The 23,424-nt window shown below is 68.6% G+C and carries 26 protein-coding genes; 15 read left to right on the top strand and 11 right to left on the bottom strand.

The genetic code is table 11. From position 1 onward, the window contains the following. Positions 1-14 precede the first annotated feature (14 nt). The 7 genes from NF616_RS06645 to NF616_RS06615 all read left to right on the top strand — a co-directional run bounded on the left by NF616_RS06645 (position 15) and on the right by NF616_RS06615 (position 6,027). Positions 15-593 (top strand): TetR/AcrR family transcriptional regulator, encoded by a 579-nt coding sequence (locus tag NF616_RS06645; RefSeq protein ID WP_252272457.1) that lies wholly within the window; start codon positions 15-17, stop codon positions 591-593. Positions 594-735: 142 nt separating this feature from the next. Further along, positions 736-1,581, top strand: a complete 846-nt coding sequence (locus tag NF616_RS06640) for a Tim44 domain-containing protein (RefSeq protein WP_252272456.1) — start codon at positions 736-738, stop codon at positions 1,579-1,581. A 92-nt stretch (positions 1,582-1,673) separates the two neighbouring features. Continuing rightward, a complete protein-coding gene (locus NF616_RS06635) occupies positions 1,674-2,117 on the top strand; it encodes a hypothetical protein (RefSeq protein WP_252272455.1) in 444 nt (147 codons plus the stop codon). A 103-nt stretch (positions 2,118-2,220) separates the two neighbouring features. Further along, positions 2,221-4,221 carry a PhoX family protein gene (locus tag NF616_RS06630; protein WP_252272454.1) on the top strand — a complete coding sequence of 667 codons (2,001 nt, stop codon included), beginning with the start codon at positions 2,221-2,223 and terminating at the stop codon, positions 4,219-4,221. 234 nt (positions 4,222-4,455) lie between these two features. Beyond that, positions 4,456-4,863, top strand: a complete 408-nt coding sequence (locus NF616_RS06625) for an SMI1/KNR4 family protein (RefSeq protein ID WP_021702397.1) — start codon at positions 4,456-4,458, stop codon at positions 4,861-4,863. Beyond that, positions 4,836-5,024: a hypothetical protein gene (locus NF616_RS06620; RefSeq protein ID WP_252272453.1), complete on the top strand. Its 189-nt coding sequence runs from the start codon at positions 4,836-4,838 to the stop codon at positions 5,022-5,024. Before NF616_RS06625 ends, NF616_RS06620 begins: the two co-directional genes overlap by 28 nt. Positions 5,025-5,385: 361 nt before the next feature. Next, entirely contained in the window at positions 5,386-6,027 is a 642-nt protein-coding gene (locus tag NF616_RS06615; RefSeq protein WP_252272452.1) for a hypothetical protein, read from the top strand. 156 nt (positions 6,028-6,183) lie between these two features. Here NF616_RS06615 and NF616_RS06610 read toward each other — a convergent pair whose 3' ends face one another. Further along, positions 6,184-7,572 (bottom strand): pectinacetylesterase family protein, encoded by a 1,389-nt coding sequence (locus tag NF616_RS06610; RefSeq protein WP_252272451.1) that lies wholly within the window; start codon positions 7,570-7,572, stop codon positions 6,184-6,186. A 218-nt stretch (positions 7,573-7,790) separates the two neighbouring features. After that, a complete protein-coding gene (locus tag NF616_RS06605; protein WP_252272450.1) occupies positions 7,791-8,453 on the bottom strand; it encodes a GntR family transcriptional regulator in 663 nt (220 codons plus the stop codon). A 190-nt stretch (positions 8,454-8,643) separates the two neighbouring features. Here NF616_RS06605 and NF616_RS06600 point away from each other — a divergent pair, with 190 nt between their 5' ends. Both NF616_RS06600 and NF616_RS06595 read left to right on the top strand, forming a co-directional pair. Further along, positions 8,644-10,035: an aspartate aminotransferase family protein gene (locus tag NF616_RS06600; protein ID WP_252272449.1), complete on the top strand. Its 1,392-nt coding sequence runs from the start codon at positions 8,644-8,646 to the stop codon at positions 10,033-10,035. 137 nt (positions 10,036-10,172) lie between these two features. After that, on the top strand, positions 10,173-11,540 hold the full coding sequence (locus NF616_RS06595; RefSeq protein WP_252272448.1) for a glutamine synthetase family protein: 1,368 nt from the start codon (positions 10,173-10,175) through the stop codon (positions 11,538-11,540). 168 nt (positions 11,541-11,708) lie between these two features. Here the strand turns inward: NF616_RS06595 and NF616_RS06590 are convergent, their stop codons facing one another. Both NF616_RS06590 and NF616_RS06585 read right to left on the bottom strand, forming a co-directional pair. Next, positions 11,709-12,299, bottom strand: coding sequence for an NADPH-dependent FMN reductase (locus NF616_RS06590; protein WP_252272447.1), 591 nt, complete (start codon positions 12,297-12,299; stop codon positions 11,709-11,711). After that, positions 12,296-13,153, bottom strand: coding sequence for a sterol desaturase family protein (locus NF616_RS06585; protein WP_252272446.1), 858 nt, complete (start codon positions 13,151-13,153; stop codon positions 12,296-12,298). The genes NF616_RS06590 and NF616_RS06585 overlap by 4 nt, the downstream gene beginning before the upstream one ends. 70 nt (positions 13,154-13,223) lie before the next feature. Between NF616_RS06585 and NF616_RS06580 the strand changes: the two genes are divergently transcribed. Next, a complete protein-coding gene (locus NF616_RS06580; protein WP_252272445.1) occupies positions 13,224-14,183 on the top strand; it encodes an AraC family transcriptional regulator ligand-binding domain-containing protein in 960 nt (319 codons plus the stop codon). On the opposite strand, the gene NF616_RS06575 is transcribed toward NF616_RS06580, so the two are convergent. Next, entirely contained in the window at positions 14,180-14,884 is a 705-nt protein-coding gene (locus NF616_RS06575) for a tetratricopeptide repeat protein (protein ID WP_252272444.1), read from the bottom strand. The two genes, NF616_RS06580 and NF616_RS06575, sit on opposite strands and share 4 nt — an antisense overlap. A 182-nt stretch (positions 14,885-15,066) precedes the next feature. On the opposite strand from NF616_RS06575, the gene NF616_RS06570 reads away from it, so the two are divergent. After that, entirely contained in the window at positions 15,067-15,549 is a 483-nt protein-coding gene (locus NF616_RS06570; protein WP_252272443.1) for an acyl-CoA thioesterase, read from the top strand. Between the two features lie 29 nt (positions 15,550-15,578). Here NF616_RS06570 and NF616_RS06565 read toward each other — a convergent pair whose 3' ends face one another. Genes NF616_RS06565 through NF616_RS06555 form a run of 3 tightly spaced genes read right to left on the bottom strand, consistent with a single transcriptional unit; the run spans position 15,579 to position 18,674 of the window. Continuing rightward, positions 15,579-16,949, bottom strand: coding sequence for a PepSY-associated TM helix domain-containing protein (locus NF616_RS06565; protein WP_252272442.1), 1,371 nt, complete (start codon positions 16,947-16,949; stop codon positions 15,579-15,581). A gap of 52 nt (positions 16,950-17,001) precedes the next feature. Continuing rightward, the gene (locus NF616_RS06560; RefSeq protein ID WP_252272441.1) at positions 17,002-17,373 is read right to left on the bottom strand and encodes a DUF2946 family protein; all 372 of its coding nucleotides are present in this window, start codon (positions 17,371-17,373) and stop codon (positions 17,002-17,004) included. A gap of 59 nt (positions 17,374-17,432) precedes the next feature. Beyond that, a complete protein-coding gene (locus tag NF616_RS06555; RefSeq protein WP_252272440.1) occupies positions 17,433-18,674 on the bottom strand; it encodes a hypothetical protein in 1,242 nt (413 codons plus the stop codon). Positions 18,675-18,786: 112 nt separating this feature from the next. On the opposite strand from NF616_RS06555, the gene NF616_RS06550 reads away from it, so the two are divergent. After that, a complete protein-coding gene (locus NF616_RS06550) occupies positions 18,787-19,203 on the top strand; it encodes a DUF3301 domain-containing protein (RefSeq protein ID WP_252272439.1) in 417 nt (138 codons plus the stop codon). Here the strand turns inward: NF616_RS06550 and NF616_RS06545 are convergent. Both NF616_RS06545 and NF616_RS06540 read right to left on the bottom strand, forming a co-directional pair. Next, positions 19,200-19,565 (bottom strand): DUF7079 family protein, encoded by a 366-nt coding sequence (locus NF616_RS06545; protein WP_252272438.1) that lies wholly within the window; start codon positions 19,563-19,565, stop codon positions 19,200-19,202. The two genes, NF616_RS06550 and NF616_RS06545, sit on opposite strands and share 4 nt — an antisense overlap. A 1-nt stretch (position 19,566) precedes the next feature. Next, a complete protein-coding gene (locus NF616_RS06540; RefSeq protein WP_252272437.1) occupies positions 19,567-20,448 on the bottom strand; it encodes an alpha/beta fold hydrolase in 882 nt (293 codons plus the stop codon). Between the two features lie 321 nt (positions 20,449-20,769). On the opposite strand from NF616_RS06540, the gene NF616_RS06535 reads away from it, so the two are divergent. After that, positions 20,770-21,606, top strand: coding sequence for an extracellular medium-chain-length polyhydroxyalkanoate depolymerase (locus NF616_RS06535; RefSeq protein WP_252272436.1), 837 nt, complete (start codon positions 20,770-20,772; stop codon positions 21,604-21,606). A 79-nt stretch (positions 21,607-21,685) separates the two neighbouring features. Then, positions 21,686-22,039: a hypothetical protein gene (locus tag NF616_RS06530; protein ID WP_252272435.1), complete on the top strand. Its 354-nt coding sequence runs from the start codon at positions 21,686-21,688 to the stop codon at positions 22,037-22,039. Here NF616_RS06530 and NF616_RS06525 read toward each other — a convergent pair. Further along, positions 22,036-22,998 carry a CobW family GTP-binding protein gene (locus tag NF616_RS06525; protein WP_252272482.1) on the bottom strand — a complete coding sequence of 321 codons (963 nt, stop codon included), beginning with the start codon at positions 22,996-22,998 and terminating at the stop codon, positions 22,036-22,038. The two genes, NF616_RS06530 and NF616_RS06525, sit on opposite strands and share 4 nt — an antisense overlap. 70 nt (positions 22,999-23,068) lie before the next feature. On the opposite strand from NF616_RS06525, the gene NF616_RS06520 reads away from it, so the two are divergent. After that, complete coding sequence (locus NF616_RS06520; protein ID WP_252272434.1) at positions 23,069-23,422, top strand: NADH:ubiquinone oxidoreductase; 354 nt, start codon at positions 23,069-23,071, stop codon at positions 23,420-23,422. The last annotated feature ends 2 nt before the right edge of the window (positions 23,423-23,424 follow it).

Below are 23,424 nucleotides of genomic sequence, written 5' to 3'. Positions count from 1 at the left end.
CGGAGGTACTGCGCATGCCCCGCTCGACGCCATCTGCCGACAAGATCCTCGATACCGCCCTCGACCTGGCCGAAGCCTGCGGCTGGGAGCGACTGCACCTGCACGATGTGGCCGCGGCGCTGAACTGCGATCTGGGCGCCATCGCCCGCCACTACGGACAGAAGGACGATCTGGTCGAGGCCTGGCTGGATCGGGCCGACCGCGCGCTGTTCGAGCGCGCCGGCAGCCCCGACCTGGCCGCGCTGAGCCCGGCCAAGCGCCTGGAGGAGCTGCTGGTCGCCTGGCTCGGCGGGATGGCCGCGCACCGCGCGCTGACCGGGCAGATGCTGCTGTACAAGCTGGAACTCGGGCACCTCCACCTGCAGGCCGGCGCGCTGCTGCGGGTCAGCCGCACCGTGCAGTGGTGGCGCGAGGCGGCGCGGCGGCAGAACCTGCACCTGTCGCGGGTGGCCGAGGAGAGCCTGCTCAGCGCCGTGCTCCTGCGCACCTTCGTGCACTGGCTGCGCAACCCGGACCGGGACGACGCCGATCTGCGTGCCCTGCTACGCCGCCAGCTGCGCCGCGGGCCACTGGGCTGGCTGCTGCGCGCGTAGGGCGCCATGCGCACACGCGATCCGGCGCCGTGCGGCCCACCCTGGGGCGGTACATAAATCCGGAAACATTCTGCGGCTGGCCAGGGTCCCAACACTGCGGCAGCATGACGCGCGAACCACAACCTCAGCGGGATTACCCCACATGCAGCGTTTTCTCAGCATCACCCTGGCCCTGTGCCTGGGTCTGACCCTCAGCCTCGACGCCAGCGCCGCCAAGCGCATGGGCGGCGGCAAGTCCTTCGGCTCCGCGCCGACCCACCAGACCCGCCAGATGGAAGCGCCCAAGGCCAACCAGCCGGCCGCCGCCAACAGCGCAGCCGGTGCGGCTCGCCCGGCAGCCGCCAGCGGTGCCTCGCGCTGGCTCGGCCCGCTGGCCGGCATCGCCGCCGGTGGCCTGCTCGCCTCCATGTTCATGGGTGACGGCTTCGAGGGCTTCCAGCTGTTCGACTTCCTGATCCTGGGCCTGATCGCCTTCGTCATCTTCAAGCTGTTCGCCTCCCGTCGCCAGCAGCAGGGTCGCCCGGCCGTGGCCGGCGGCATGCAGCGCAAGATGCCGCAGCAGCAGGCGCCGATCTTCGGCAGCGCCGCACCGGCCGCCGCAACCGCCATCAACGCTCCGGCGTGGTTCGACGAGCAGCGCTTCATTGAGGCCGGCCGCACCCACTTCCTGGCCCTGCAGCAGCACTGGGACGCTGCGGAGATGGACAAGATCGCCGAGTTCGTCACCCCGCAGATGCTCAGCTTCCTCAAGGAGGAACGCGCCAGCATGGGCGAGGGCTACCAGTCCACCTACATCGACGACCTCAGCGTGCAGCTGGACGGCATCGACGAGCTGGCCGACAAGACCGTGGCCACCCTGACCTTCCGCGGCGTGGCCAAGACCTCGCGCTTCGACCAGGGCGACGCCTTCAGCGAGAGCTGGCGCATGGAGCGCGTCAATGGCGACAACCAGCCGTGGCTGGTCGCCGGTATCCGCCAGAACGGCTGATCCCTTGCGCTGCGAAGAACCCGGGCACGTCCCGGGTTTTTCATGCCCGGTCGGCTGCTAGAGTGGCGATGGACTGGCGAATGGACACGACGATGCAGACCCTCTTCCTCGATACCGAATTCACCCACCTGACCGCCGAGCGCAGGCTGATCAGCCTGGCCCTGGTCGACCCCAGCGGCGCCGAGTTCTACGTCGAGCTGAACGACGGCTGGAGCCCGTTCGACTGCTCCGAATTCGTCCAGCGCATCGTCCTGCCGCAGCTGGACCTGCCGCGCCACGGCCGCAACCGCGCCGATGCCGCCCGGGCCCTGGGCGATTTCCTCGCCGGCTATGCCGCAGTGGAGATCGTCAGCGACGCGCTGGACTGGGACTGGCCACTGTTGCTGGACCTGCTTGAAGAGCTGCCGGCGCACGTGCGTAGCCGCGAGGATGCCGCGCTGCTGCGCGACCTGGACGAGGCCGAGGTGCCCCATCACGCCCTGCTCGATGCCCGCCTGATGAGCGGCTCGGCCGAGCGGCGCCGGCAAAAACGTTAACCCGCTCGCAACTCGTCGTCCCGCCACGCAAGCGTCATCATTTCGTCTCCTTTGCTCGATAGCGTCAATGCTCCGTCGCATCCTCAGCAGAAGGAACCGAACCGTGAGCCTCGATGACCAGAACGCCGTGCTCTTTGGCAGCGGCGATGAACTCCCCAGCAACCATTCCGCCAACCCGCACATGAGCGAGCTGATCGACCAGCGCCGCCGGCAGATTCTCGCCGGCGGCGCGGCGGTGGGCGCGCTCGGCTTCCTCGGCGTGCTGCCGCAGGCCGTCGAGGCCGCCGAACGTGGCGTCGAACGCGGTGCCCGGCACGGCTGGCGTCCGCGCAACCGCCTGCCCTTCGAGGCGGTGCCGGTGAGCCGTGCCGACGCCATCACCGTGCCCGAAGGCTACCGTGCCAGCGTGATCCTGCCGTGGGGCACGCCGATCAGTGGGCGCTTCCCGGCCTTCCTGGAGGACGCCAGCAACAGCGCCCAGGACCAGGCCGAGCAGGTCGGCATGCACCACGACGGCATGCACTTCTTCCCCATCGACGGGCGTCGCGGTGGCGGCCGTTATTCCAACCACGGCCTGCTGGTGTTCAACAACGAGTACATCGACGCGCCGCTGCTGCACCCCAACGGCCCGACCGTGGTGGACGGCAAGCGCACCGTGGCCGAGGAAGTGCGCAAGGAAATCAACGCCCACGGCGTGACCATCGTCGAGATCCGCCGCGACCGTTTCGGCGACTGGCAGGTGGTGCCGGGCCGCTTCAACCGCCGCGTCACCGCCGCCACGCCGATGCAGATGGTCGGCCCGGCCCGCGGCCACGCCCTGCTGCGCACCCGCCACAGCCCCGACGGCACCGCCAGCCGCGGCACCCAGAACAACTGCGCCAACGGCTTCACGCCCTGGGGCACCTACCTGACCTGCGAGGAGAACTGGGCCGGCTACTTCGCCACGCGCGACACCGCGCTGCCGCGCGAACTGCAGCGCTACGGCCTGCGCAGCAGCAGCCGCTTCGGCTGGGATACCCTGCCCGGCGACGAATTCCAGCGCTTCGACGCCACCCGCAAGGCCGGCGACGCCAGCGGCGACTATCGCAACGAGCCCAACCACTTCGGCTGGATCGTCGAGATCGACCCGTTCGACCCGAACTCCACGCCGGTCAAGCACAGCGCCCTCGGCCGCTTCGCCCACGAGGGCCTGGTCTTCGCGCCGACCCGCCCTGGCCGGCCGCTGGTGTGCTACTCCGGCGACGACTCGCAGAACGAGTACATCTACAAGTACGTCAGCCGCGGCAAGTACCTGCCGCTGCTGCGCCACCCCAGCCGCCTGCTCGACGACGGCACGCTCTACGTCGCACGCTTCAACCCGGATGGTCGTGGCGAATGGCTGGCCCTGGACCTGCGCGACCGCGCGTTCCGCGCCGCCTGCCGCAAGGCCGGGGTGAGCTTCGCCGACCAGGGCGAAGTGCTGATCAACACCCGCCTGGCCGCCGACATCGTCGGCGCCACCAAGATGGACCGTCCCGAGTGGGGCGCCGTCAACCCGGACAACGGCGAGGTCTTCTTCACCCTCACCAACAACAGCTCGCGCACCGAGGCGGATGCCGCCAACCCGCGCGCCGCCAACCCGTACGGGCACATCATCCGCTGGCGCGAGAACCGTCGCGACCACGCCGGCCGGCAGTTCCGCTGGGACATCTTCCTGCTCGCCGGCCCGCAGGGCGACAGCCGCAGCCCGAACGGCGCGGCGCTCGACGAGCACAACATCCTGGCCAGCCCGGACGGCCTGTGGTTCGACCCGGACGGCCGCCTTTGGATCCAGACCGACATGAGCGGCAGCCAGCTGGCCAGCGGCCCGTTCGGCCACAACCAGATGCTGGTGGCCGACCCGCGCAGCGGCCAGATCAAGCGCTTTCTGGTCGGCCCCTTCGGCGCCGAGGTCACCGGCATCAGCGCCACGCCGGACTTCCGCACGCTGTTCGTCAACATCCAGCACCCGGGCGAAGGCTCCACCGCCAGCAACCTGCTCAGCACCTGGCCGGACGGCCCCGGCCGGCGCCCGCGCTCGGCCACCGTGGTGGTCACCCGCGAGGACGGCAAGCGCTTGATGTAACGCCGCTCTGCACCAACGAAACCCGGGCTCGCCCGGGTTTTCTGTTTGAAGACGGACATGGTCTCGCTTCTGCAGCCTGGCAGCTCGAGGTCGTAGCCCGGATGCAATCCGGGAAAGCCGGCAACTCCGCCCCCGGATTGCATCCGGGCTACTTCCCCTTGGCCGCCGCACAGGGTAAAACGCGCCTCCGATCGGCTACCCTCTAGCCGAATCCGCTTTGCCAGGAGACGCACCGTGGAAGAAGTCATCGATCAGCTGCGCGAACTCAACGAGCCGGTACCGGTGCCGCTGGAGCTGCCGGAAGAGGAAACCCTGGTGGAGATTCAGGAGCAGATCCTCATCCACCTGCCGTTCGAACTGCGCGAATACCTGCTCAAGGTCAGCGACGTGGTCTACGGCCGCCTGGAGCCGGTCACCGCCAGCGACCCGCACTCGCACACCTACCTGCCGGAAGTCGCCTCGGTGGCCTGGGACCGCGGCCTGCCGCGCGACCTGGTGCCGCTGTGCCAGGATGGCCGCGACTATTACGCGGTGGACGTGGAAGGCACCGTCTGGCTGTGGGACGGCGACGAGGGCGAGCTGACCGACGAGAGCTGGGACTCGGTCTGGCACTGGTGCCGCGACGTCTGGCTGGAGAGCTGAGCCCCGTCCCTTCGCCCGAGGGCGGCGTCCTCGACAACCTGCCACCCCGAGTCCTGCAGCGCCTGGTCCAGGTGGCGATCATGCTCTTCTTCGGCGTCTTCCTTCTGGCCTTCGTGCTTAGCGGGCTGTTGATCGGCGGCATGATCCGCACGGCGGAATAGGCGCGCGAAGTGACCTCGCCCTATGCCGCCATCGACGGCAGGGACTTCAGCCGCTGCCTGCGCGATGCAGACGACCTGCACCAGCCCGCCCTGCAATGGGTGCGCCTGGAGAACAGCCTGGGCATGGCGGCGAGGACGCCTGTCGCACCTGGCTGCGTCTGGCGCGAACGTTCGAGAAACGCTGCGGGGCTGCCAACTGGCCGCACCAGGCGGTACCAGAAATACCTGCGGACTGGCTGCCACACCTGGGCCTGCGCCGCAAGGACTGGCCTGCGCAGGTGCCGGCACATCCGGACTGAGGCGTTTGGTGCCAGGGCTCGCTTGGTCTTAACTGGAGTCACCTGACTTCGGAGACCGGAACATGGCCAGCATGAAGACCCGCCTGCTCGTCGGCGGCCTCGCCATCCTCACCGTCGGTGGCGGCCTGTGGCTCGGTCTGGCCGGCTCCGGGCGCACGCCCGCCGATGCGCCCGCGCCATCGGCTCCGCTGGCAAACACCGGCGCCGCGAACGGCAACCCCGCCCCGCTCGATCCCGCCGCCCGCCAGGCGCTGCTGAACGATCCCGCCGTGCAGGGCTACCGGGCCCGCCTGCAGTTCGGCGCCGACTACCAGAGCTTCATCAACACCTCCGCCGACCTCGACGAGGCGCAGCGCCGCCAGCGCGCGGAGGCCCTGGCCAAGGAGATTGACCGGCGCGAGGCGGCCGGCGAACTGGCGCTGAGCGAGGCGTTGTTACTGCAGATCGGCCTGGCCCAGGCCGAAGGTGGCGACGAGGCGGCGCAGAAGGCCCGGGCCGACGCCCTGGTCGCCCGCTATCAGGCGCTCAGCCAGGCGCGCGAAGCGCGCAACAAGACTCCCGATGCGCGCTTCTCGCAGTACAAGTCTGACGAGAAACGCATCGTCGAGGAGGTTATGGCGCTGGACAGCATTCCCGACGGCCTCAGTCGCGACCAGTACCTGCGCCAGCGCCTGCAGGAGGCGCGGGAGCAGGCGTACCAGTAGCCAGAGAGTCTGCTCACCTCGCGAGCTAGAGACACAGGGTGACCGAGGTGGCCGAGGAAGCGCAGTTCACGCAAGTAAATGAGCATTCCGAGACGCCGCGTCCCGGACCGCCTCCACAGCCCTTTGGCCGGCACGCGGCAGATCGTGGGCGGACTTTCACAGCAGTTGGTCGAGGATGTAGTAGAGCAGGTTGAACGGCTTGGCCTTGTCCGCCGCGTCGCTGCTTTCCGAGGCCGAAAGCACCGCGCCGCTGCCGTTCAGCAGGTTGTCGACGAAGTGCTCCAGCTGCAGGTTCTGCTCCTGGATATCCGAGTTGGCGAACTCGATGATGCTGGTGCAGTGGCTCTCGTTCACCGCCCGGTACTGCGGGAAGTAGCCGCCGAAATTGCTCAGGTTGCTCAGCTGGTCGCGCAGGCGGCCGGTGTCCACCGCCCACTTGGCATGGATCAGCGCCTCCTTGGTCGCCGCGTCGGGGGCGTTGACGATGTCCGGGTGGAAGCGTTCGTAGGAGTAGGACGAGTAGTTGAGGTCCTGCCAGAAGTGCGTGTGGCCCAGGCGGTCGCCCGGCAGGTTGCTCGACAGCGCCGTGTACAGGCTGCCGAGATCGGCCGCGTCCAGCCCCGGCAGACGGCTCTGCAGGTAGGGCACGATGCCGTCGTTGAGCCCCCAGACCGCGCGGATGTGATCCTGCAGCGGCCGCGACGGGTACTGGCCGATATCGCTGCCGGGTGGCGCGCTGAACACCGGGCCGGAATCGTCGAGCAGAAAGCCGCGAGTCGGGGCGATGTCCTGGCGGATGCTCGCGTAGTTGGTCAGGCTGCCGGCACCGCCGGCGCTGCAACCGGTGGTGAGCAGCTGCGCCGGGCGCGGCAGGTTGTTCTTCAGCCAGGCGACCACGGCGCGGGTATTGCGCAGGCCGTTGTGGTGCCACACCAGCGGCGGTTGCTGACCCTGCGGGTCGTCGTACACCGCGACCCGGTCGCCGGTGTAGATGTCGCCGGTGCAATAGGGCACGTAGACCATGTTCCAGTTCTGCGTCTTGGTCCGCGTCCAGGGGTGCAGGCGCACCACCAGCGGGCTGACCAGGCTGGCGCCGGGGTTGAGCAGGCTCATGTAGTCGTCGGGAATGCCGTCCGGGTTGCGCGCGCCGCGGATGCCGGTCTGCCCGGTGCAGCTGGCGTAGTCCCAGCAGGCGCCGCCGCCCTCCAGATAGATGATGGTGTTGCTGGTGTTCGGCACGCGGTTGACGAAGAACTTGTAGGGCGAGCCGTTGCCGCACACCGCGCCGGTCTGCGGCGCCAGCTGGATGGCCTGCCAGCCGTAGTAGTTGCCGGGCTTGAAGCCCGCGTTGAAACCACCCGGATTGTTCAGTAGCGGATACGGGCCGAGGCCCTGTTCGGGCGTGACCGGGTTGTCCGCCAGCGGGGGCGCGCTGAGGTTGAGCAGGGTCTTCCAGAAACCGTAGTCACCGAGCTCGGCGTGGGCAGGGGTGGCGGTGATCAACGCCGCCGCGCTGACGCAGCAGGCCAACCGGGCAGTCTTCATCGGCATGTCCTCGTCTTGTTGTTCTTCTCGGAGCATGGGGCCACGGCCGGAGACGTCCATGCCCGGTGCGGTCCCGCACGGGGCCAGGCACATCAGGGACGCTAGTACAGGCGGCCGACGAGGACCAAGCCAGCCTTATATTGATTCGGGATAGCGCTGCCAAAAGGAGCTAACTGAGCCGATAGCGCCGCGATCGGTCGCCATCGGCTCACCGCTTTTCAGCGGCCGCGCGCCTGCCGACCTTCCAGCTCCAGGAGGTTGAGGAGGAAGCGGGCGAAGTAGATCAGGTCCTGCTCCATGGCGTGGCGCGCGCCCTTGGCGTCCCCGGCCTCGAAGGCGGCGAAGGCTTCTTCGTGGAAGTCGTTGAGCCGCAGCGAGAGGTCGGCGCCGGTGAACAGCCGATTGAAGAACGGGCCGATCTGCAGCCACAGCGACTCGATCGAGCGCAGCAGGATCGGATTGCCGCAGGCGCCGTAGAGGCGCAGGTGGAAGCGGCTGTTGGCCTCCAGGTAGTCCTGCACCTGGCGCTGCTCGATGGCCAGGTCCATGCGCTGCACGCAGTCGCGCAGCTCGGCCATGTCGGCGGGGGTCAGGTTGGGCGTGGCCAGCTCCACGGCCAGGCCCTCGAGGCACAGGCGCACCTGAAAGATGTTCTGGTAGCGCTCGCGGGTCATCGCCGGCACGCGCACCGAGCGCTGCGGCTCGCCCTCCAGAGCGCCCTCGGCGACCAGCCGCTGCAATGCGGCGCGCACCGGCATCGGACTGGTACCCCACTGGGCGGCGAGGTCGCGGATCTTCAGGCGCTCGCCGGGCTGGAAGCGCCCTTCGAGCAGGCTTTCGCGGATACGTTGGTAGAGCGTTTCTTGCAGATTGTCGGCCATGGTTTCAGCGTCCCAATGGTGGCGCGGGGAGCTGGCTGAGGGTCAGGGAGCAGTCACGCATAGAGAAGCACCTTGTCTTTTGTGATCACATGATCGGTTTAAAAGCTCTTTTATGAGGCCATTAAACCACTCATTGCTATTTCTGTGATCACAAAATAGCATGTGCGGAAATTCGAACGAGGTGTGCAACATGACTGCCAGTGGTATCAGCCCGTCCGCCGTGGAGACCTTCGCCGCCCGCGAGCGCGAGCGCTTCATCGAGCGCAATCCGAAGTCGGTGGCCCTGGCCGAGCGGGCGCGCAACTCCCTCTACGGCGGGGTGCCGATGCACTGGATGGCCGACTGGTCGACCCCGGTGCCGCTGTTCGTCGAGCGGGCCAAGGGCGCGCGCTTCTATGACGTCGACGGCCACGAGTACATCGACTTCTGCCTGGGCGACACCGGCACCATGTTCGGCCACTCGCCGGACCCCATCGCCCGCGCCATCGCCGAACAGGGCAACAATGGTCTGACCACCATGCTGCCGGGTGAGGACGCGGTGGTCTGCGGCGAGCTGCTGGCCGCGCGCTTCGGCCTGCCGTTCTGGCAGGTCACCGCCACCGCCACCGACTCCAACCGCTACGTGCTGCGCTGGGCCCGGGCGATCACCCAGCGCAAGACTCTGCTGGTGTTCGACGGCTGCTACCACGGCACCGTCGACGACGTGATGGTGCGCTACCGCGACGGCGAAACCGTGCCGCGCTCCGGCCTGGTCGGCCAGGCCTACGACCTGACCGAGTACAGCCGCTCGATCCCGTTCAACGATGTCGAGGCGCTGGAAGCCGCGCTGGCCCAGGGCGACGTCTGCGCCCTGCTCTGCGAGCCGGCGATGACCAATATCGGCATGGTCCTGCCCGAGCCGGGCTTTATGCAGAAATGCCGGGAGCTGACCCGTAAATACGGCGCGCTGCTGATCATCGACGAGACCCACACCATCTCCACCGATATCGGCGGTTGCACCCAGCTGTGGGACCTCGACCCGGACTTCTTCGTGGTCGGCAAGCCAATCGCCGGCGGCGTGCCCTGCGGCATCTTCGGCTGCAGCGCGCAAATGGCCGAGGCCATGACCGAGTCGCGCAAGCGCGCCAGCGAAGGCAGCCATGGCCACGGTCACAGCGGCATGGGCACCACGCTTTCGGCCAACGCCCTGGCCATGCACTGCATGCGCGCCAACCTGGAGCAGGTGATGACCCCAGCCGCCTACGCGCACATGCTGCCGCTGGCCAAGCGCCTGGCCGACGGCTTCCGCGCCCTGATCGGCAAGCACGACCTGAAGTGGTCGGTGACCGAGCTGGGCGCGCGCAGCGAATTCCAGTTCTGCCCGGTGTCGCCGAAGACCGGCGCCGAGGCCGAGGCGGCCTTCCACGACGAGCTGCAGATGGCCCTGCACCTGTACCTGATCAACCGCGGCATCCTGATCACCCCGTTCCACAACATGACCCTGTGCTGCCCGAGCACCACGGCGGAGGATGTGGACCAGCTGATCGGCATGCTGGATCAGGCCCTCACCGAGCTGCTGGCCATCCCCGGCGCTCGGCTTTAACGCCCTCTCCCCGGACCCTCTCCCACAAGTGGAGCGGGGAGACAACAAAGCCGGTAGCCCGGATGCAATCCGGGGAGGACTATCCCGGATTGCATCCGGGCTACAGATCACGCGTCACGGAACGCCATGAGGTATCCATGCAATTCGCCAATCCCCAGGAAGCCCGCGACTTCCTCGAACAGCACCCGGAAGTGCGCAGCATCGAGCTGATGCTGATCGACGCCAACGGCATCCCGCGCGGCAAGCTGCTGCACCGCGACGAGCTGCTGGCCATCTACGAGAACGGCCGGCCGCTGCCCAGTTCGATCCTGGCACTGACCATCCAGGGCGAGGACGTCGAAGAGAGCGGCCTGGTCTGGGAAGTGGCAGACGCCGACTGCTGGACCTACCCGATCCCTGGCAGCCTGACCCTGCAACCCTGGCGCACGGTGCCCACCGGCCAGCTGCAGGTCAGCATGCACCCGACCCGGGGCCTGCCGGCCAGTCCGGCCGACCCGCGGCATGTGCTGGTGCGCGCCATCGACGCGCTCAAGGCCGACGGCTACCACCCGGTAATGGCGGTGGAGCTGGAATTCTATCTGCTGGACAAGCAGCGCGACGCCAACGGGCGCCCGCAGCCGGCGCTGCAGGCCAACGGCGTGCGCCCGCAGGCACCGCAGGTGTATGGCGTGTACGAACTGGAGCAGCTGCAGCCGTTCCTCGACGACCTCTACGCCGCCTGCCAAGTGCAGGGCCTGCCGGTGCGCACGGCGATCTCCGAATACGCGCCGGGCCAGGTCGAGCTGACCCTGGAGCACCGCTTCGACGCCCTGCAGGCGGTCGACGAAGGCGTGCGCTACAAGCGCCTGGTCAAGGGCGTGGCCAATAAACATGGGTTACAAGCCTGCTTTATGGCCAAGCCATTTGGCGATCTGGCCGGCAGCGGCCTGCACATGCACGTCAGCCTGGCGGACGCCGCAGGCAACAACCTGATGGCTTCGGAAGATCCTCACGGCACGCCGCTGCTGAAACAGGCGATCGGCGGGATGATGGCCACGCTCAACGACGCCCTGGCGATCTTCTGCCCCAACGCCAATTCCTTCCGCCGCTTCCAGGCCAACAGCTACGCGCCGCTGGCCAAGAGCTGGGGGGTGAACAACCGCACCGTGTCGTTCCGCGTGCCGGGCGGCCCGGCCAAGAGCCGGCATGTGGAGCACCGCATCTGCGGCGCCGACGCCAACCCGTACCTGGCGGCGGCGGCGATCCTCGCCGGCATCCACCACGGCATCAAGAACCAGATCGATCCGGGCGAAGCCATCGTCGGCAACGGCTACGAGCAGGCCCGCGAGACCCTGCCCACCGACTGGCTGACCGCGCTGCGCAACCTGGAGCAGTCGAGCTGGGCCAGGGAGGCACTGGGCGCGGACTTCCTGGAGGTGTTCCTGGCGATCAAGTGGGCCGAGTTCCGCCAGTTCATGGGCGAGGTCGGCGAGCAGGACTGGCGCTGGTACCTGACTCACGCCTGATCCGGCCTGCGGTGGGTAAGGCTACGCCGTTACCCACCCCACTCGCTGACCCACGTCTGACGGCTCGTGCAATCCACCCTGGAGCGCTTGTGTAGGGTGGAAAACTGCGCAGCATTTTCCACCGCCGCTCCCTCAAGCCCGTACCCGCACCTGGCGCGCCGGCTCGTCTCACATGCCATTGCCGAACTGCGGCTCGCTCCAGTCGATGCGCTGGGACAGGCCGCGCAGCGCCTCGGCGTACTCCAGCAGCACGTCCATGGCCCAGTCGGCCCGCGCGCGGATGCGCTGGTCGTCGGCATCCGCGGCCGTCTCGCCGTTCAGCACCGCCTCCACCTGGCGCACGATCAGTTGCTCGGGGATGAAACAGATGCGGCAATTCTTGTAGCTGGAGGCGCGCAGCTCGGACAGCGGATAGGCGCCGCCCTGCCCCGATGAAACTCCCACCAGCAGCGCCGCCTTGTGCGCCAACTCAGCGCGCCCGGCGTAGAGGAAGAAGTTCTTCAGCGCCGGGCTGGCCATGCCGTTCCACTCCGGGCTGAGCACCACCAGCGCATCCGCGCTGCGCAGGCGCTCGGCCATGGCCGGCCAGTGATCGTGGCCATCCTCCGCCGGCCACAGCGGCAGGGCGCTGCACCCCAGGTCGACGATCCGCGTCTGCACGTCGCGCTGTTGCAGACGCGCGGCCAGATAACGGGCGACCTTGGCGGTCTGGCTGTCGGCGCGGCTGGAGCCGGCGACCAGGACGATATTCAGGCTCATCGGGCCAGCTCCTTTGGTGCTGCGTGTTGCTCGGGCTCGGCCTTGGGCGCACGTACCAGCGGCCAGAACAGCTCGCTCTGCCAGCTCACCGGCGCCATGTCCTCGATGCCGTACTGCGCGGGGCGGCGGCGGGTGATCTTGGCCGTGCCGAACAGCACGTCCCAGAAGAACAGCAGGTTGCCGTAGTTGCCCTTGTAGTGGGTCACGCCATCGTCGGCATTCAGGCCGTGGTGGGCGGAATGGGTCGACGGGGTGGAGATGGTGCGCTCGAGCAGCCACATCAGCGGACGCAGGGCCGGGATGCGGTAGAGCTTCTCGTCCCAGGCCACGCTGCTGTGGGCGCCGAAGATCACGCACATTTTGATGATCAGGTAGACGTAGTAGACCGGCGCCAGGCCCAGGTAGATCAGCGTGGCGGACAGCCAGATGCCGGGCATCAGCAGGTAGTAGAAGCTGTTGTTGCGGTAGACGATGCGGATGCTCATGTACGGCGCCGAGTGGTGCGCGCGGTGCAGGCTGTAGAGGAACGGCACCTGGTGGCTGAGGCGATGCCACCAGTACTGGGTCATGTCGTCCAGCAGCAGGAACAGCGCGAAGCCGGCGACGAAGGGCAGCCCGGCCAGGGCGTCGCGCCACTGCGGCGCCAGCGCGCCGAGGGCGAAGTCGGCGAGGAACATGATCAGCGGAAAAGTCGCGGCGAGCAGCAGGCTGGAGCCGATCACCTCGATCAGCACGTCGCGGCGCTGCCCGCGCGGCTGGCGGAAGCAGCCGACGGCCAGCTCCAGCAGGGTGAATCCGAGGAATATCAGGGACACCACGGCAATCGGGTTATTGGCGAGGGAACTGGGGTTCATGGCAACCTCTTGTTGGAAATCCCGGTCTTCCGGGTTGCCCTCATCAGACGCCAGCCAGCTCACAGCCACCATGCGCGAAACGGACAACGATCTGCCCGAAGCGGCCAAACCGCCGGCCACCCAGCGTATGCACCGCGGCGCCCTCGGCCGGGTGCTGCAACGTTACCTGCACCAGCACCAGCCACTGCAGCAATACAACCTGGTGCGGCTGGAACAGCTGTGGCTGCAGGCGGCCGAGTCGGACCCGGCCATCGGCCTGCACCTGTTCGCCGCCTTCCAGCCGGCCGAGTGGCACGTGCTGCTGCACCTGGCCCAGGCCAGCGCCACCGTTGGCACGGCGCTGCAACACTGGCAGCGCTATGCGCGGCTGGCCTCGGACATGGAGCAGGTGCGGCTGCAGCACGACGGCGAGCGCTGGATCATCGACCTGTGCATCGACGCCCCGCCGGAGCTGGAGCGCTGCCTGGTCGAACACTATTCGGTGATGGCCATCGGCGTGCTGCGCCAGGGCGCCGGTGATGCGCTGCCGCCGCTGCACGCCGAATTCCGCCACGCCCGCCCGGCCTACCATGCCGAGTACGCCCGCTGGTTCGGCCAGACGCGCTTCGGCGCCGCGCACAACCGCCTGTTCCTCGAGGACCGGCACCTGGCGCTGCCGATGCGGCAACACCATGCGGTGCTCGAGGAGCTGCTCTGTGAAGGCCTGGAGCGGCGCCTGGCCCAGCTGCAGCAGCTCAGCGGCTGGGCCGCCAAGGTTGCCGAGCGTGTGCGCAGCGACCTGCGCCATGCACGCACGCCCAGCCTGGAGGTCGCCGCCCAGGCCCTGCACCAGAGCCCGCGTACCCTGCGTCGGCGCCTGCAGGAGGAGGGGCTGGGCTTTCGCGAGGTGCTCGACGCGGTTCGTGCCGAGCTGGAGCAGAGCCTGCAGCTGCAAGGCCTGAACCGCAGCCAGATCGCCGAGCAGCTCGGCTACGCCGACCTCGCCGCCTACCTGCACGCGCGCAAGCGCTGGCAGGCAGATGCGCCCTAGGGCGCGTCGACCTTGAAGTACTCACCGCCCACGCTGATGCCGGCGCCGCCGTATTGCTGGCACGGCTCGGCGAACACTTCCTGCACCTGCAGGCGCAGGCCGTCGCGCAGCAGCTGCACTTTGCACTCAGCCGCCAGGCCGGCGTCCTGCAGCTCGAAATAGTCACCGCCGCCGCGCAGCCGGCCTTCCAGCTCGCCGATGGCGGCCGGGCCCCATTCCCGAACATCGCGGCCGGCGCGGATCGGCCCGAACACAGCACGGTAGCCGTCACCCTCGCGGCGGATTTCCAGCGTGCTCCAGGTCCCCTGGCCGGCGTAACGCCGATATTCGCCCTCTACCGTGCCGGCCAGGGCGGACAGGTCCTGCTCGCCGACCTTGGCCAGGTTGTGGCGGGTGGCGGCACCGTCGAAACCGTCACGCAGCGCCAGCTGCAGCCAGGCGCGCGCCATCCCGGTACGACCGGCCTTGAGGTTGGCCAGCATCAGGTTGTTCAGCGCCAGCTCCTGGGCTACGCGATTCTCCGCCAACTCGGCGTGGTGCAACTGGAGTCCGAAGGCCTCGATGGCCTCGGCAAAGCGCCCCGCCTGATACGCGGCGGTGCCAGCCTGGTTGCAGGCGGCCGGGCTGTCGCAGCTCTGCTGCGCGGCGGTGCAGACCGCCCCGAAAGGCAGCAGCAGCAAGGGAAACAGATGGAACCGCATGACTGACTCCTTGGCCAAAGAGCCCCAGCTTAACGGCTTCGCCGCGACGCTGCCGGCGACGGCCACAAAGTTGCATGGCCCCGGCGCTGGCAACGCGAAGTACACAGGCAGCACCTATAACAACAAGCAGACCCCGCAGGACTGCATCGCCAGCGCCCTAGAAACTGCCTATGAGACAGACGATGGAACTCGCAACCAGCAAACTCTCCATGACCGTGCTGATGACCCCGGACATGGCCAACTTCTCCGGCAACGTGCACGGCGGCACCCTGCTCAAGTACCTCGACGAGGTCGCCTATGCCTGCGCCGCCCGCTACGCCGGCTGCTACGTGGTGACCCTGTCGGTGGACCAGGTGATCTTCCGCCAGCCGGTCCACGTCGGCGAACTGGTCACCTTCCTCGCCGCGGTGAACTACACCGGGCGCACGTCGATGGAGATCGGCATCAAGGTAGTCACCGAGAACATCCGCGAGCGCTCGGTGCGCCACACCAACAGCTGCTTCTTCACCATGGTCGCCGTGGACGAACGCGGTCAGCCGACGCCGGTACCGCCGCTGCAACCCGAAGGCCCGGACGAGAAACGCCGCTACGCCCTGGCGCAGAAGCGCCGCACCATCCGCCAGGAACTGGAGCAGCGCTACCAGTCCCTGGCCGACGAGGGCTAAGTACCCCGCGCGCCTCCACGGGCGCGCACTCAGCCCGCGGCAGCGCCGGCCTCGCGCCGGGCCAGACGCTGGCCGAGCCAGTCCAGCGCCAGCGCCAGCAGCAGCGAGGCACCGACCAGCGGGAACAGCAGGCCCAGGCCGAACATGATCGCCATCCCGCCCTTCCACAGCGGCAGGTCGTGGCGCAAGGGCGGCACGCCTAGGCGGCCCTGGGGCCGGCGCTTCCACCACATCACCAGCGCGCTGATCGAGGCCAGCAGGATCAGCAGACACACCGCCAGCATCAGCAACTGGTTGGCCAGGCCGAACATCTTGCCCTCGTGCAGCATTACCCCACTCTCCACCGCCCGCGCCACCACGCCGTAATCGTCCCAGCGGATGTCCGCCAGCACCTTGCCGCTGTACTGGTCGAGGTGCAGGGTGGCGTCGTCGCGCGGATCGTCGGCGAAGATGGCGATGGTGAACACGCCCTTCTCGTCCGCCGGGAAGGTGATGCTGTAGCCCGGATGCACGGCGAGCCGGCTGGCCGTGTCGACCACCTGCTGCAGGCCGATGCGCTCAGCCGACGCCGGTGCCGGCGCGGCGCCGTGGCCCTTGTGCGCGGCGTGCGGATCGGACTGCGGCAGCGGCGTGTTCTCCACCGCCCAGGCCACGGTCTGGCCCGAGGCGGTGTTGAGGCTGCGCGCCTGCTGATCGGACTGCGGCACGGCGTCCCACATGGCCGCCGGGAAATGGTTCCAGGCGCCGGCGAACTGGGCGCCCCAGAAGCCGGTCCAGGTCATGCCGGTGAGCAGCATGAACAGCAGCACCGCGCTGCCCCAGAAGCCGGTGACCGCGTGCAGGTCGCGCCACAGCAGGCGCCCGCGCGCCGACAGCCGCGGCCACAGCACGCCGGCGCCACCCTGGCCACGCGGCCACCAGAGGTACACGCCGGACACCACCAGGACGATGCCCCAGCCTGCCGCCAGCTCGATCAGGCGGTCGCCGAGCGGGCCAATCATCAGCTCGCCGTGCAGGGCGCGGGCGATGGCCTGCAGGTTGTTCGCCGCATCCTGCTGGCCGAGCAACGCGCCGCTGTAAGGGTCGAGGAACAGGTTGGTCTTGCGCCCGTCGAGTTGGGCGACGAACTGCGCGCTGCGCTCGCCGTCGACCGGCGGCAGGTACTGGCTGACCTGGGCCTGCGGCAACGCTTGCTGCAGACGTGCCAGCTGCTGGTCCGCGGACAGCGGCGTGCCGGCCGGCTGCACGTTGAGCAGCTCGGGGTACATCAGCGCGTCGAGCTGCGGCTTGAACAGGTAGACGATGCCGGTCAGCGACAACAGGATCAGGAAGGGAATGACGAACAGCCCGGCATAGAAATGCCAGCGCCAGGCCAGGTTGTAGAAGGATGGCTTGCTCACGTGGAGGCTCCGCAACGGTCGGATCGGCGGGCTCTGCGGCCCGGTGGTGGAATCAGACAGCAGGCGGCAGCGGCGGTGCGCGCGGCGGCGCGTCGTGGCGGACGATGGATTCGCCGAGGGCGACGGGTATTTGCGTGATCGGCGCCAGGTCGGCGAAGCTCGCCGCGCCGGTAAGGCCCGGCGGCGCGCCGGCCAGCGCCGGGCTGGACAGCAGCAGGGTGCAGTAGCCGCACTGGGCCCACGGCGCGTGATCCGGCGCCGCCGCTCCATGATGCTCGCCCTCGCCGCAGGTCATCTCGCTCAGCCAGGCCGGCGTCGGCGCCATGCTGGCCAGCGCCTGGGAAAACAGCGGCGCGGCCAGCAGCAGCCACATGGCCAGCAGGGCCAGGCGCGCGGTGTTCTGTTGATGGCGAGTCGAGGGCAAGGAATTGTCCGCAGGCGAGTGGACGGGACACTAGCGCGCCCCGCTGCCAAGCATAGCCGCTATCCGGCTGGCGGTGGCGCCCAGGGAAGGCAGCGTACATAGAGTCCGTCGGTCAGTGGGCCGCTGAAACAGTAGGCCTGACGCATGTTGTTCCAACGCGCCTGGTGGCCTGGTCGATAGGGGCTGTCGGCCTCCGGCACGGTCTGGCCCAGAGCATTGAACAGCCCCAGCTTGGCATCCAGGTCGTGGAGGCGGGCCAAATATGGGTTGAAGTCGGGCATGGCGATCCCACCGAGAATCCCGCCCACGGGATTGCGAGCACGGCGCCAAAGGCTCGGCGTATCGCGCATAGAGCGTTCCAAGGTGTGGGCGAAAGTTGGGGCATCTAGGTGCGAACGGGCAGCGATTTGCCGATAGTCCGGCAGCATATCGTTCACCGTCATGTGCGGTTTGTACATCAGGTGCAGCAGCCCTTTGAGTGCGGCAGCCATTTGCGGATTATCAGTCATGGTCAGCATTCCGCCGCCCACCAGGGCGAACTCCCGCTGCATGGCCACCTCCAGTGAATGCTCCGCCTCGCTCAGCGCGGGCTGCGTCTCGGGCCGCGGCACCAACCCGGTGCGGTACAGCGCGGCGAGAGCGTCGAGATGGCTGCCCAGCTGGCGCACCAGCAACATCTTTAGAATCACAGTGTCGGCCCGTGCCAACCACTGGCGCAGCAGGTGGACGTCCCACTGCAGCAGGGCCAGCGCCTCCGCGCCGCGACCGTCCTCCGCCAGCGCCAGGGCCTGAACGGCGCGCAGACGGTTGGCGTGATCCAGAGCGACGGCATTGGCCAGTGGCTCGTCCATGCTCGGCTGACTGAGGCTGCGGAAATCGTTCAGTGCCAGCAGGTGCTCGTAGCGCCGCAGCAGCTCGCCATGGCGCGTCGCCAACTCGGCCAGCCTCGCGCGATCGCCGCGCAAGCGCGGCAGGCAATCCGGCTCGCCGAACATGCACAACGGCTCGCGGGGCAACTCGATACGCTCGACGGCGGCAGCCGTCAGCAGATCATCGAATCGATGGGCCGTCCGCCACTGCCGGTGGGCCTGGAGCCGCGCGCGGCCGACCACTTGCGGGTCCTGACCCGCGCCGGCATCCAGCCCCATCAGTTGGTAGTAAGCGGCGCTTTCAGCGCCGACCGCCGGAGGCTCCAGCCAGGCCTGGGCCTGGGGATCGAGCGGCTCGTCATGCAGCAACAGGCCTACCAGCGCCACCAGGAGCAACAGGATCGTCAGAACAATCCACTGCCATCGCTTCATCGGTAAAACATCCTTGTTCGTCGTGGAGAGCGACCCTAGCGGGATGCGCCCGCCGGCTCAATCCCCTCGGACCGAATGGGTTAAGCTTGGGCCCGATACCGCCGGAGCCGCCATGATCGACCTGCTGGATGTGCTGTTGCTGATGCTGTTCGCCACCGTCTGCGCCTGGCTGTGGCGCGGCCATGGCATTCGCGAACGGGCGCTGGCGCTGGCCAAGCAGCACTGCGCCAAGCTGGACGTGGAACTGCTCGACGGCAACGTCGCGTTCCGCCGCCTCGCCCTGGTCCGCGACAGCCGTGGCCGGCGTCGCGTGGCGCGCATCTATGGCTTCGAGTTCACCGTCACCGGCGAGCAGCGCCTCACCGGCAGCATCAGCATGTACGGGCGCCAGCTCGGCGGCATCGAGCTGGCGGCGCATCCCTTTCAGGCCCCGGAGCAGCACGACGACAAGGTGATCCAGCTGGACGCCTGGCGCCGCAGCCACCCACGCCCCGACGATCGCCACCGCCTCGACCGCGACGCGACCTAGCCGCGCAGCTCCTCCATCCGCAGCAGCACCTGACACCATTCGGGCTCGGCCGCGTAAGTCATGGGCCGGCGCAGCAGGCGGCAGCGCCAGCGGTGCCAACGGCTCTGGCGGCGCTGCAGATTGCGCCGGCAACCGGCGCTCAGCCAGGCGGGATCGAAACCGCTCCACACGCCCGCCGTCGTCCAGTGGTTCAGCCACAGCAGCGGCGCCACCTCCTCCAGATAGATGCCGCGCAGCTCCTCGGTCGACAGGCCGCTGGCCAGCAGCACGCGGGCGATATGGCGGTGGTCGTGCTCGTCCGGCTGGTGGTCCAGCCACAGCTCGGACAGCGCCAGCCACACGTCCTCGCGGCTGGCGATCATCTCAGCGCCCGGGCTGCAGAAAGGCGAGGACCCGCACGGCGCTGTCCTGCGGATGCTCCTGCATGAAGCAGTGACCGCCCGGCACTTCGGCGATGCTCACGTGCCGGTTGAGGCCGGCCAGGCGCCTGGCCGACTGACCGACGAAGGGATAGGTCCTGTCGCCGTAGAGCAGCAGGGTCGGCGTGCTCAACTTGCCCAGCGACGGCCACAGGCGCTTGGGGAAGGAGCTGAAGATGTCCACCTCGCGGCTCGGCCGGCACTTCAGCTCGACGCCGCCGTCGGCCGCATCCTTCAGCGCATGGTCGACATAGGCCTGCAACGCGGCGTCGGTCCAGCCACGGAAGATGCCTTTGCCCTGCAGCAGGGAGAAGGCGCTGGCGCGGTCCGGCCAATGGCGCCGGCGCGCCGCCGACTTCTTCGCCATGACGTTGCGCCGGTGCAGGCCGACCAGCTCGGACAATGCCATCACGCCCATCATGGTCGGGGTGAACAGCACAGGATCGAGCAGCACGGCACGCTCGAACAGCTGCGGCTGGCGCGCCAGGATCAGGCTGGTCAGCACACCGCCGAAGCTGTGGCCGAGAGCGAAGCGCGGCACCTCGCCGAACATCCCGCGACCAGCCTCGAAGGCCTCCACCGCCAGCTCGGCGCTGCGGTTCCAGCCGTGGAAGCGACCGCCGTGCTCGGTGTCGCCATGGCCCTGCGCATCGCACAGCCAGAGGTCGAAGTGCTCGGCCAGCGGCGTCAGCAGCGGCTCATAGGTGCGCCCGCAGAAGCCGTTGCCGTGCAGGAAGTGCAACAGCGGCTTGCCGCTGGGCGGTGTGTGCCAGCCGCTCAGGGTGAAACCGGCGGAGGTGGGATGGGACCAGGGAAGCAGGTGCATGAAGAACGGGCCGCGACAAAAACTGCGGCCAGTGTAGCGACGCGTGGCCAACGCGTCAGTCCGGCAAAGGCGCCGAATGCTCGGCGATAAAGGCCCTGAAGCGGAGACGACGCGAGCCATGGCAGGCGGGCCCATGTCGCCAGCGGCACGGCGATTTCCGCTCGGCTTCGCCACTCGCACCGCAGGGCCAATGCCGATGGATTTCCGCCATTTTCGTTGTCACTTAGGGCCGCCGCCCGTCCATTGGCAGAAAGATGACGCCAATAGCCGCGGCGAGTGCGCCATCTACTCCTGTGTGTGCCATCGATACCAGGAGTCCCCATGTCGACCGTCCACATCCTGATCGCCGCAGCGCTACTGGCAACCGCCAGCCTCGACACCCAGGCCGCGTCCCGTTGCGCCGTCGGCACGACCGTCACCCAGCAGGCCATCGTCAACTGCACCGCCGAGACGGCGTGGATCGCCTCCGGCGCGGCCGGCCAGCGCAAGGTGATATTTCAGGTGCCCGCTGGTACGGCACCGAACGCCGGCTGGCCGGTGGTGCTGCTGTTCCACGGTTCCCTGGTGCGGATGAATGGTTTCAGCTACAGCGCAGACATGCCCTTCGGGGGCTACTACCAGGGCCTCCTGGTGCGCACCCTGCTGGACAACGGCTTTGCGGTGATCGCGCCCAACGCCCTCACCGCCGCCGCGGCCTGGCAAACCAACGAGCTCGTGTATGCCGAGAACTACGCGCAGAGCAACGACCGGCTGTTCTTCGACAACCTCTTCGCCGCCATGGAAGCCGGGCACTTCGGCAAGCTGGATGCGGCTCGCTGGTATGCCACCGGCATCTCCAGCGGCGGCTACAACACCAGCCGCATGGCGGTTTCGTTCCCGGGTCGCTTCAAGGCGCTGGCCATCCAGTCCGCCTCCTACGCCACCTGCGTCGGCGCGCGCTGCCAGATACCCCCGAGCCTGCCGGCCGATCACCCGCCCACCCTGTTTCTCCACGGCATGGCCGACCGGGTGGTGCCCTGGACCAGCATGCAGCCCTACCACGACCGCCTGCTCTACCAGGGCATAGAGACGGTCGTGCACAGCGAGCCCACGGGCGGCCACGCATGGTTCGCCGCCTCACCGGGCAAGATCCTCGCCTGGTTCAACAACCACCCCTGAGCAGGCGAAACGGGAACTCCATCACACTCTGGCATTCTGCTACCATCGCGCCCGGCCGCGCTGCGGCCGGACCTTCCACATGGGCGGGAACCCCGTCGTGCAGAACCTGCGCACCTCCGACAACGGCAGCTACCTCGATTTTCTCCGTGATCGCCTCGGCGAGCTGGGCATCCAGGCCGTCGCCTGCGATCTCGGCGCGGAATCGCGCGGGCATCGTTATGCCCTGCTGTTGCTGCACGACGCCGATGCGGCCCGGGCCTGGCAGGCGCTTCGCGAGGCGCCCGGCGAATATGACTACCGGTTACAGGTGCACGAAGCCCGCGAAGACCGCTTGATCGCCTTCTACCGCTCGCCCGCCGTGCGGCGTCTGAGCCTTGGCCTGCTGGCCATCGTGCTGCTGGGCGCCGGCCTGGAAGCGCTGCTCGCCGGCTAATCCAGGCGAAGGCCGGCCAGGGCGGCGGAGAGTGCCTCGGCGTCCTGGGCCTCGGCGAAGATCAGCTCCAGCCGCGAATCCCGACGCCATTCGCTGAGGCGCCACTGCAGCGCCTCGCCTTCCAGCGCGTTGGCCGAGCGCCAGCCCTGCCCGCCGTGCAGCACCAGCTTGGCGCGGCGCCACGGCAGACCGGCCAGCCACTGCGCCACGCCCGCGAGGTCGAAGATCTGGCCGGGATGGAAGCGCCAGCCGATGCTCCAGCCCTCGGGTTGGGCCTGCACCTGGCAGATGGGCCGCCGCGGATCGCTCCAGATCTGCGGCAGCGGCGCGGCGACCTCGGGCAGGCGCGACTCCTGCGCCGATCCGGCGCGCACGGCGCTGCCCGGCAGCTCGGCGAAGTCCAGCGCGCCGTGATCGGTCCAGCGCAACGGCCGTGCCGGCAGGCCGGCCGCCACCCGCGCCCGCTCGGCTTCGCTCAGGTTCTCCGCCTTGTTCAGCAGCAGCAGCCCGGCGTGCTCCAGGGTCGCCGCCTGGCTCTGTGGCAGCGCCTGGCCCGCGGCCAGTGCCTGCGCGTCGAGCAACAGCACCGGCGGCTGCACGGCCAGCACCCCGGCCCAGGGCGCCTCGCCCAGCTGGCGCAGCAGCTCCGGCGGATGGCCGAGACCGGATGGCTCGATCAGCAGGCGATCCGGCCGCGCCTGGCGCAGCAGACGGGTGAGGCCGACGCGAAAGGGCGCTCCGCCCACGCAGCAGAGGCAGCCGCCGGGAATCTCGGCCATGGCGACGCCGTCGTCCGTGGTGGTCAGCAGCGCCTGGTCCAGGCCGATCTGGCCGAACTCGTTGATCAGCACCGCCCAGCGCTCGTGCGCCGGCTTGTGCGCCAGCAGGTGGCGGATCAGGCTGGTCTTGCCGGCGCCCAGGGGGCCGGCGATCAGGTGTGTGGGGATGTGCGCGAGCATGGGCTTATGGTGCTGTTTCACGCGGCGTCGGGAAAGGCTAAAGTCGCCGCTTTGTTCGAGGAGAGAGACGATGCGCGCAATCGTCGCCCTGTTGCTGCTCGGCCTGGCCGGCCAGGCCTGGGCCGAGGCCTGTGTGGTGCACAGCCAAGGCAACCAGGTGGAGGTCAAGCTCTGCCAGCAGAACCGCAGCATTCCCGCCAACCTGTTCCGCAGCGGCTTCTGTGCACCGCAACTGAAGGGCCAGAAGGTCGAGGTCAGTTTCGTCGACAGCTGCCCGGCCGGTGCCTTCGGCGAATGCCGCAACGCCAAGGTCCAGGGCACGCCCTACCAGCAGGACATCCACTACTACGGCGTGGCCGGCGACGCCCGCTACCTCAAGCCCGCCTGCGAGCAGCAGAGCAAGGGCGTGTGGATGGATCGCTGAGC

This window comes from Pseudomonas subflava, from assembly GCF_023823685.1.
In the GTDB taxonomy this organism is placed as follows: domain Bacteria; phylum Pseudomonadota; class Gammaproteobacteria; order Pseudomonadales; family Pseudomonadaceae; genus Aquipseudomonas; species Aquipseudomonas subflava.
The sequence above is the reverse complement of the archived record's forward strand: the minus strand, read 5'-3'. Positions and strand labels throughout refer to the sequence as shown.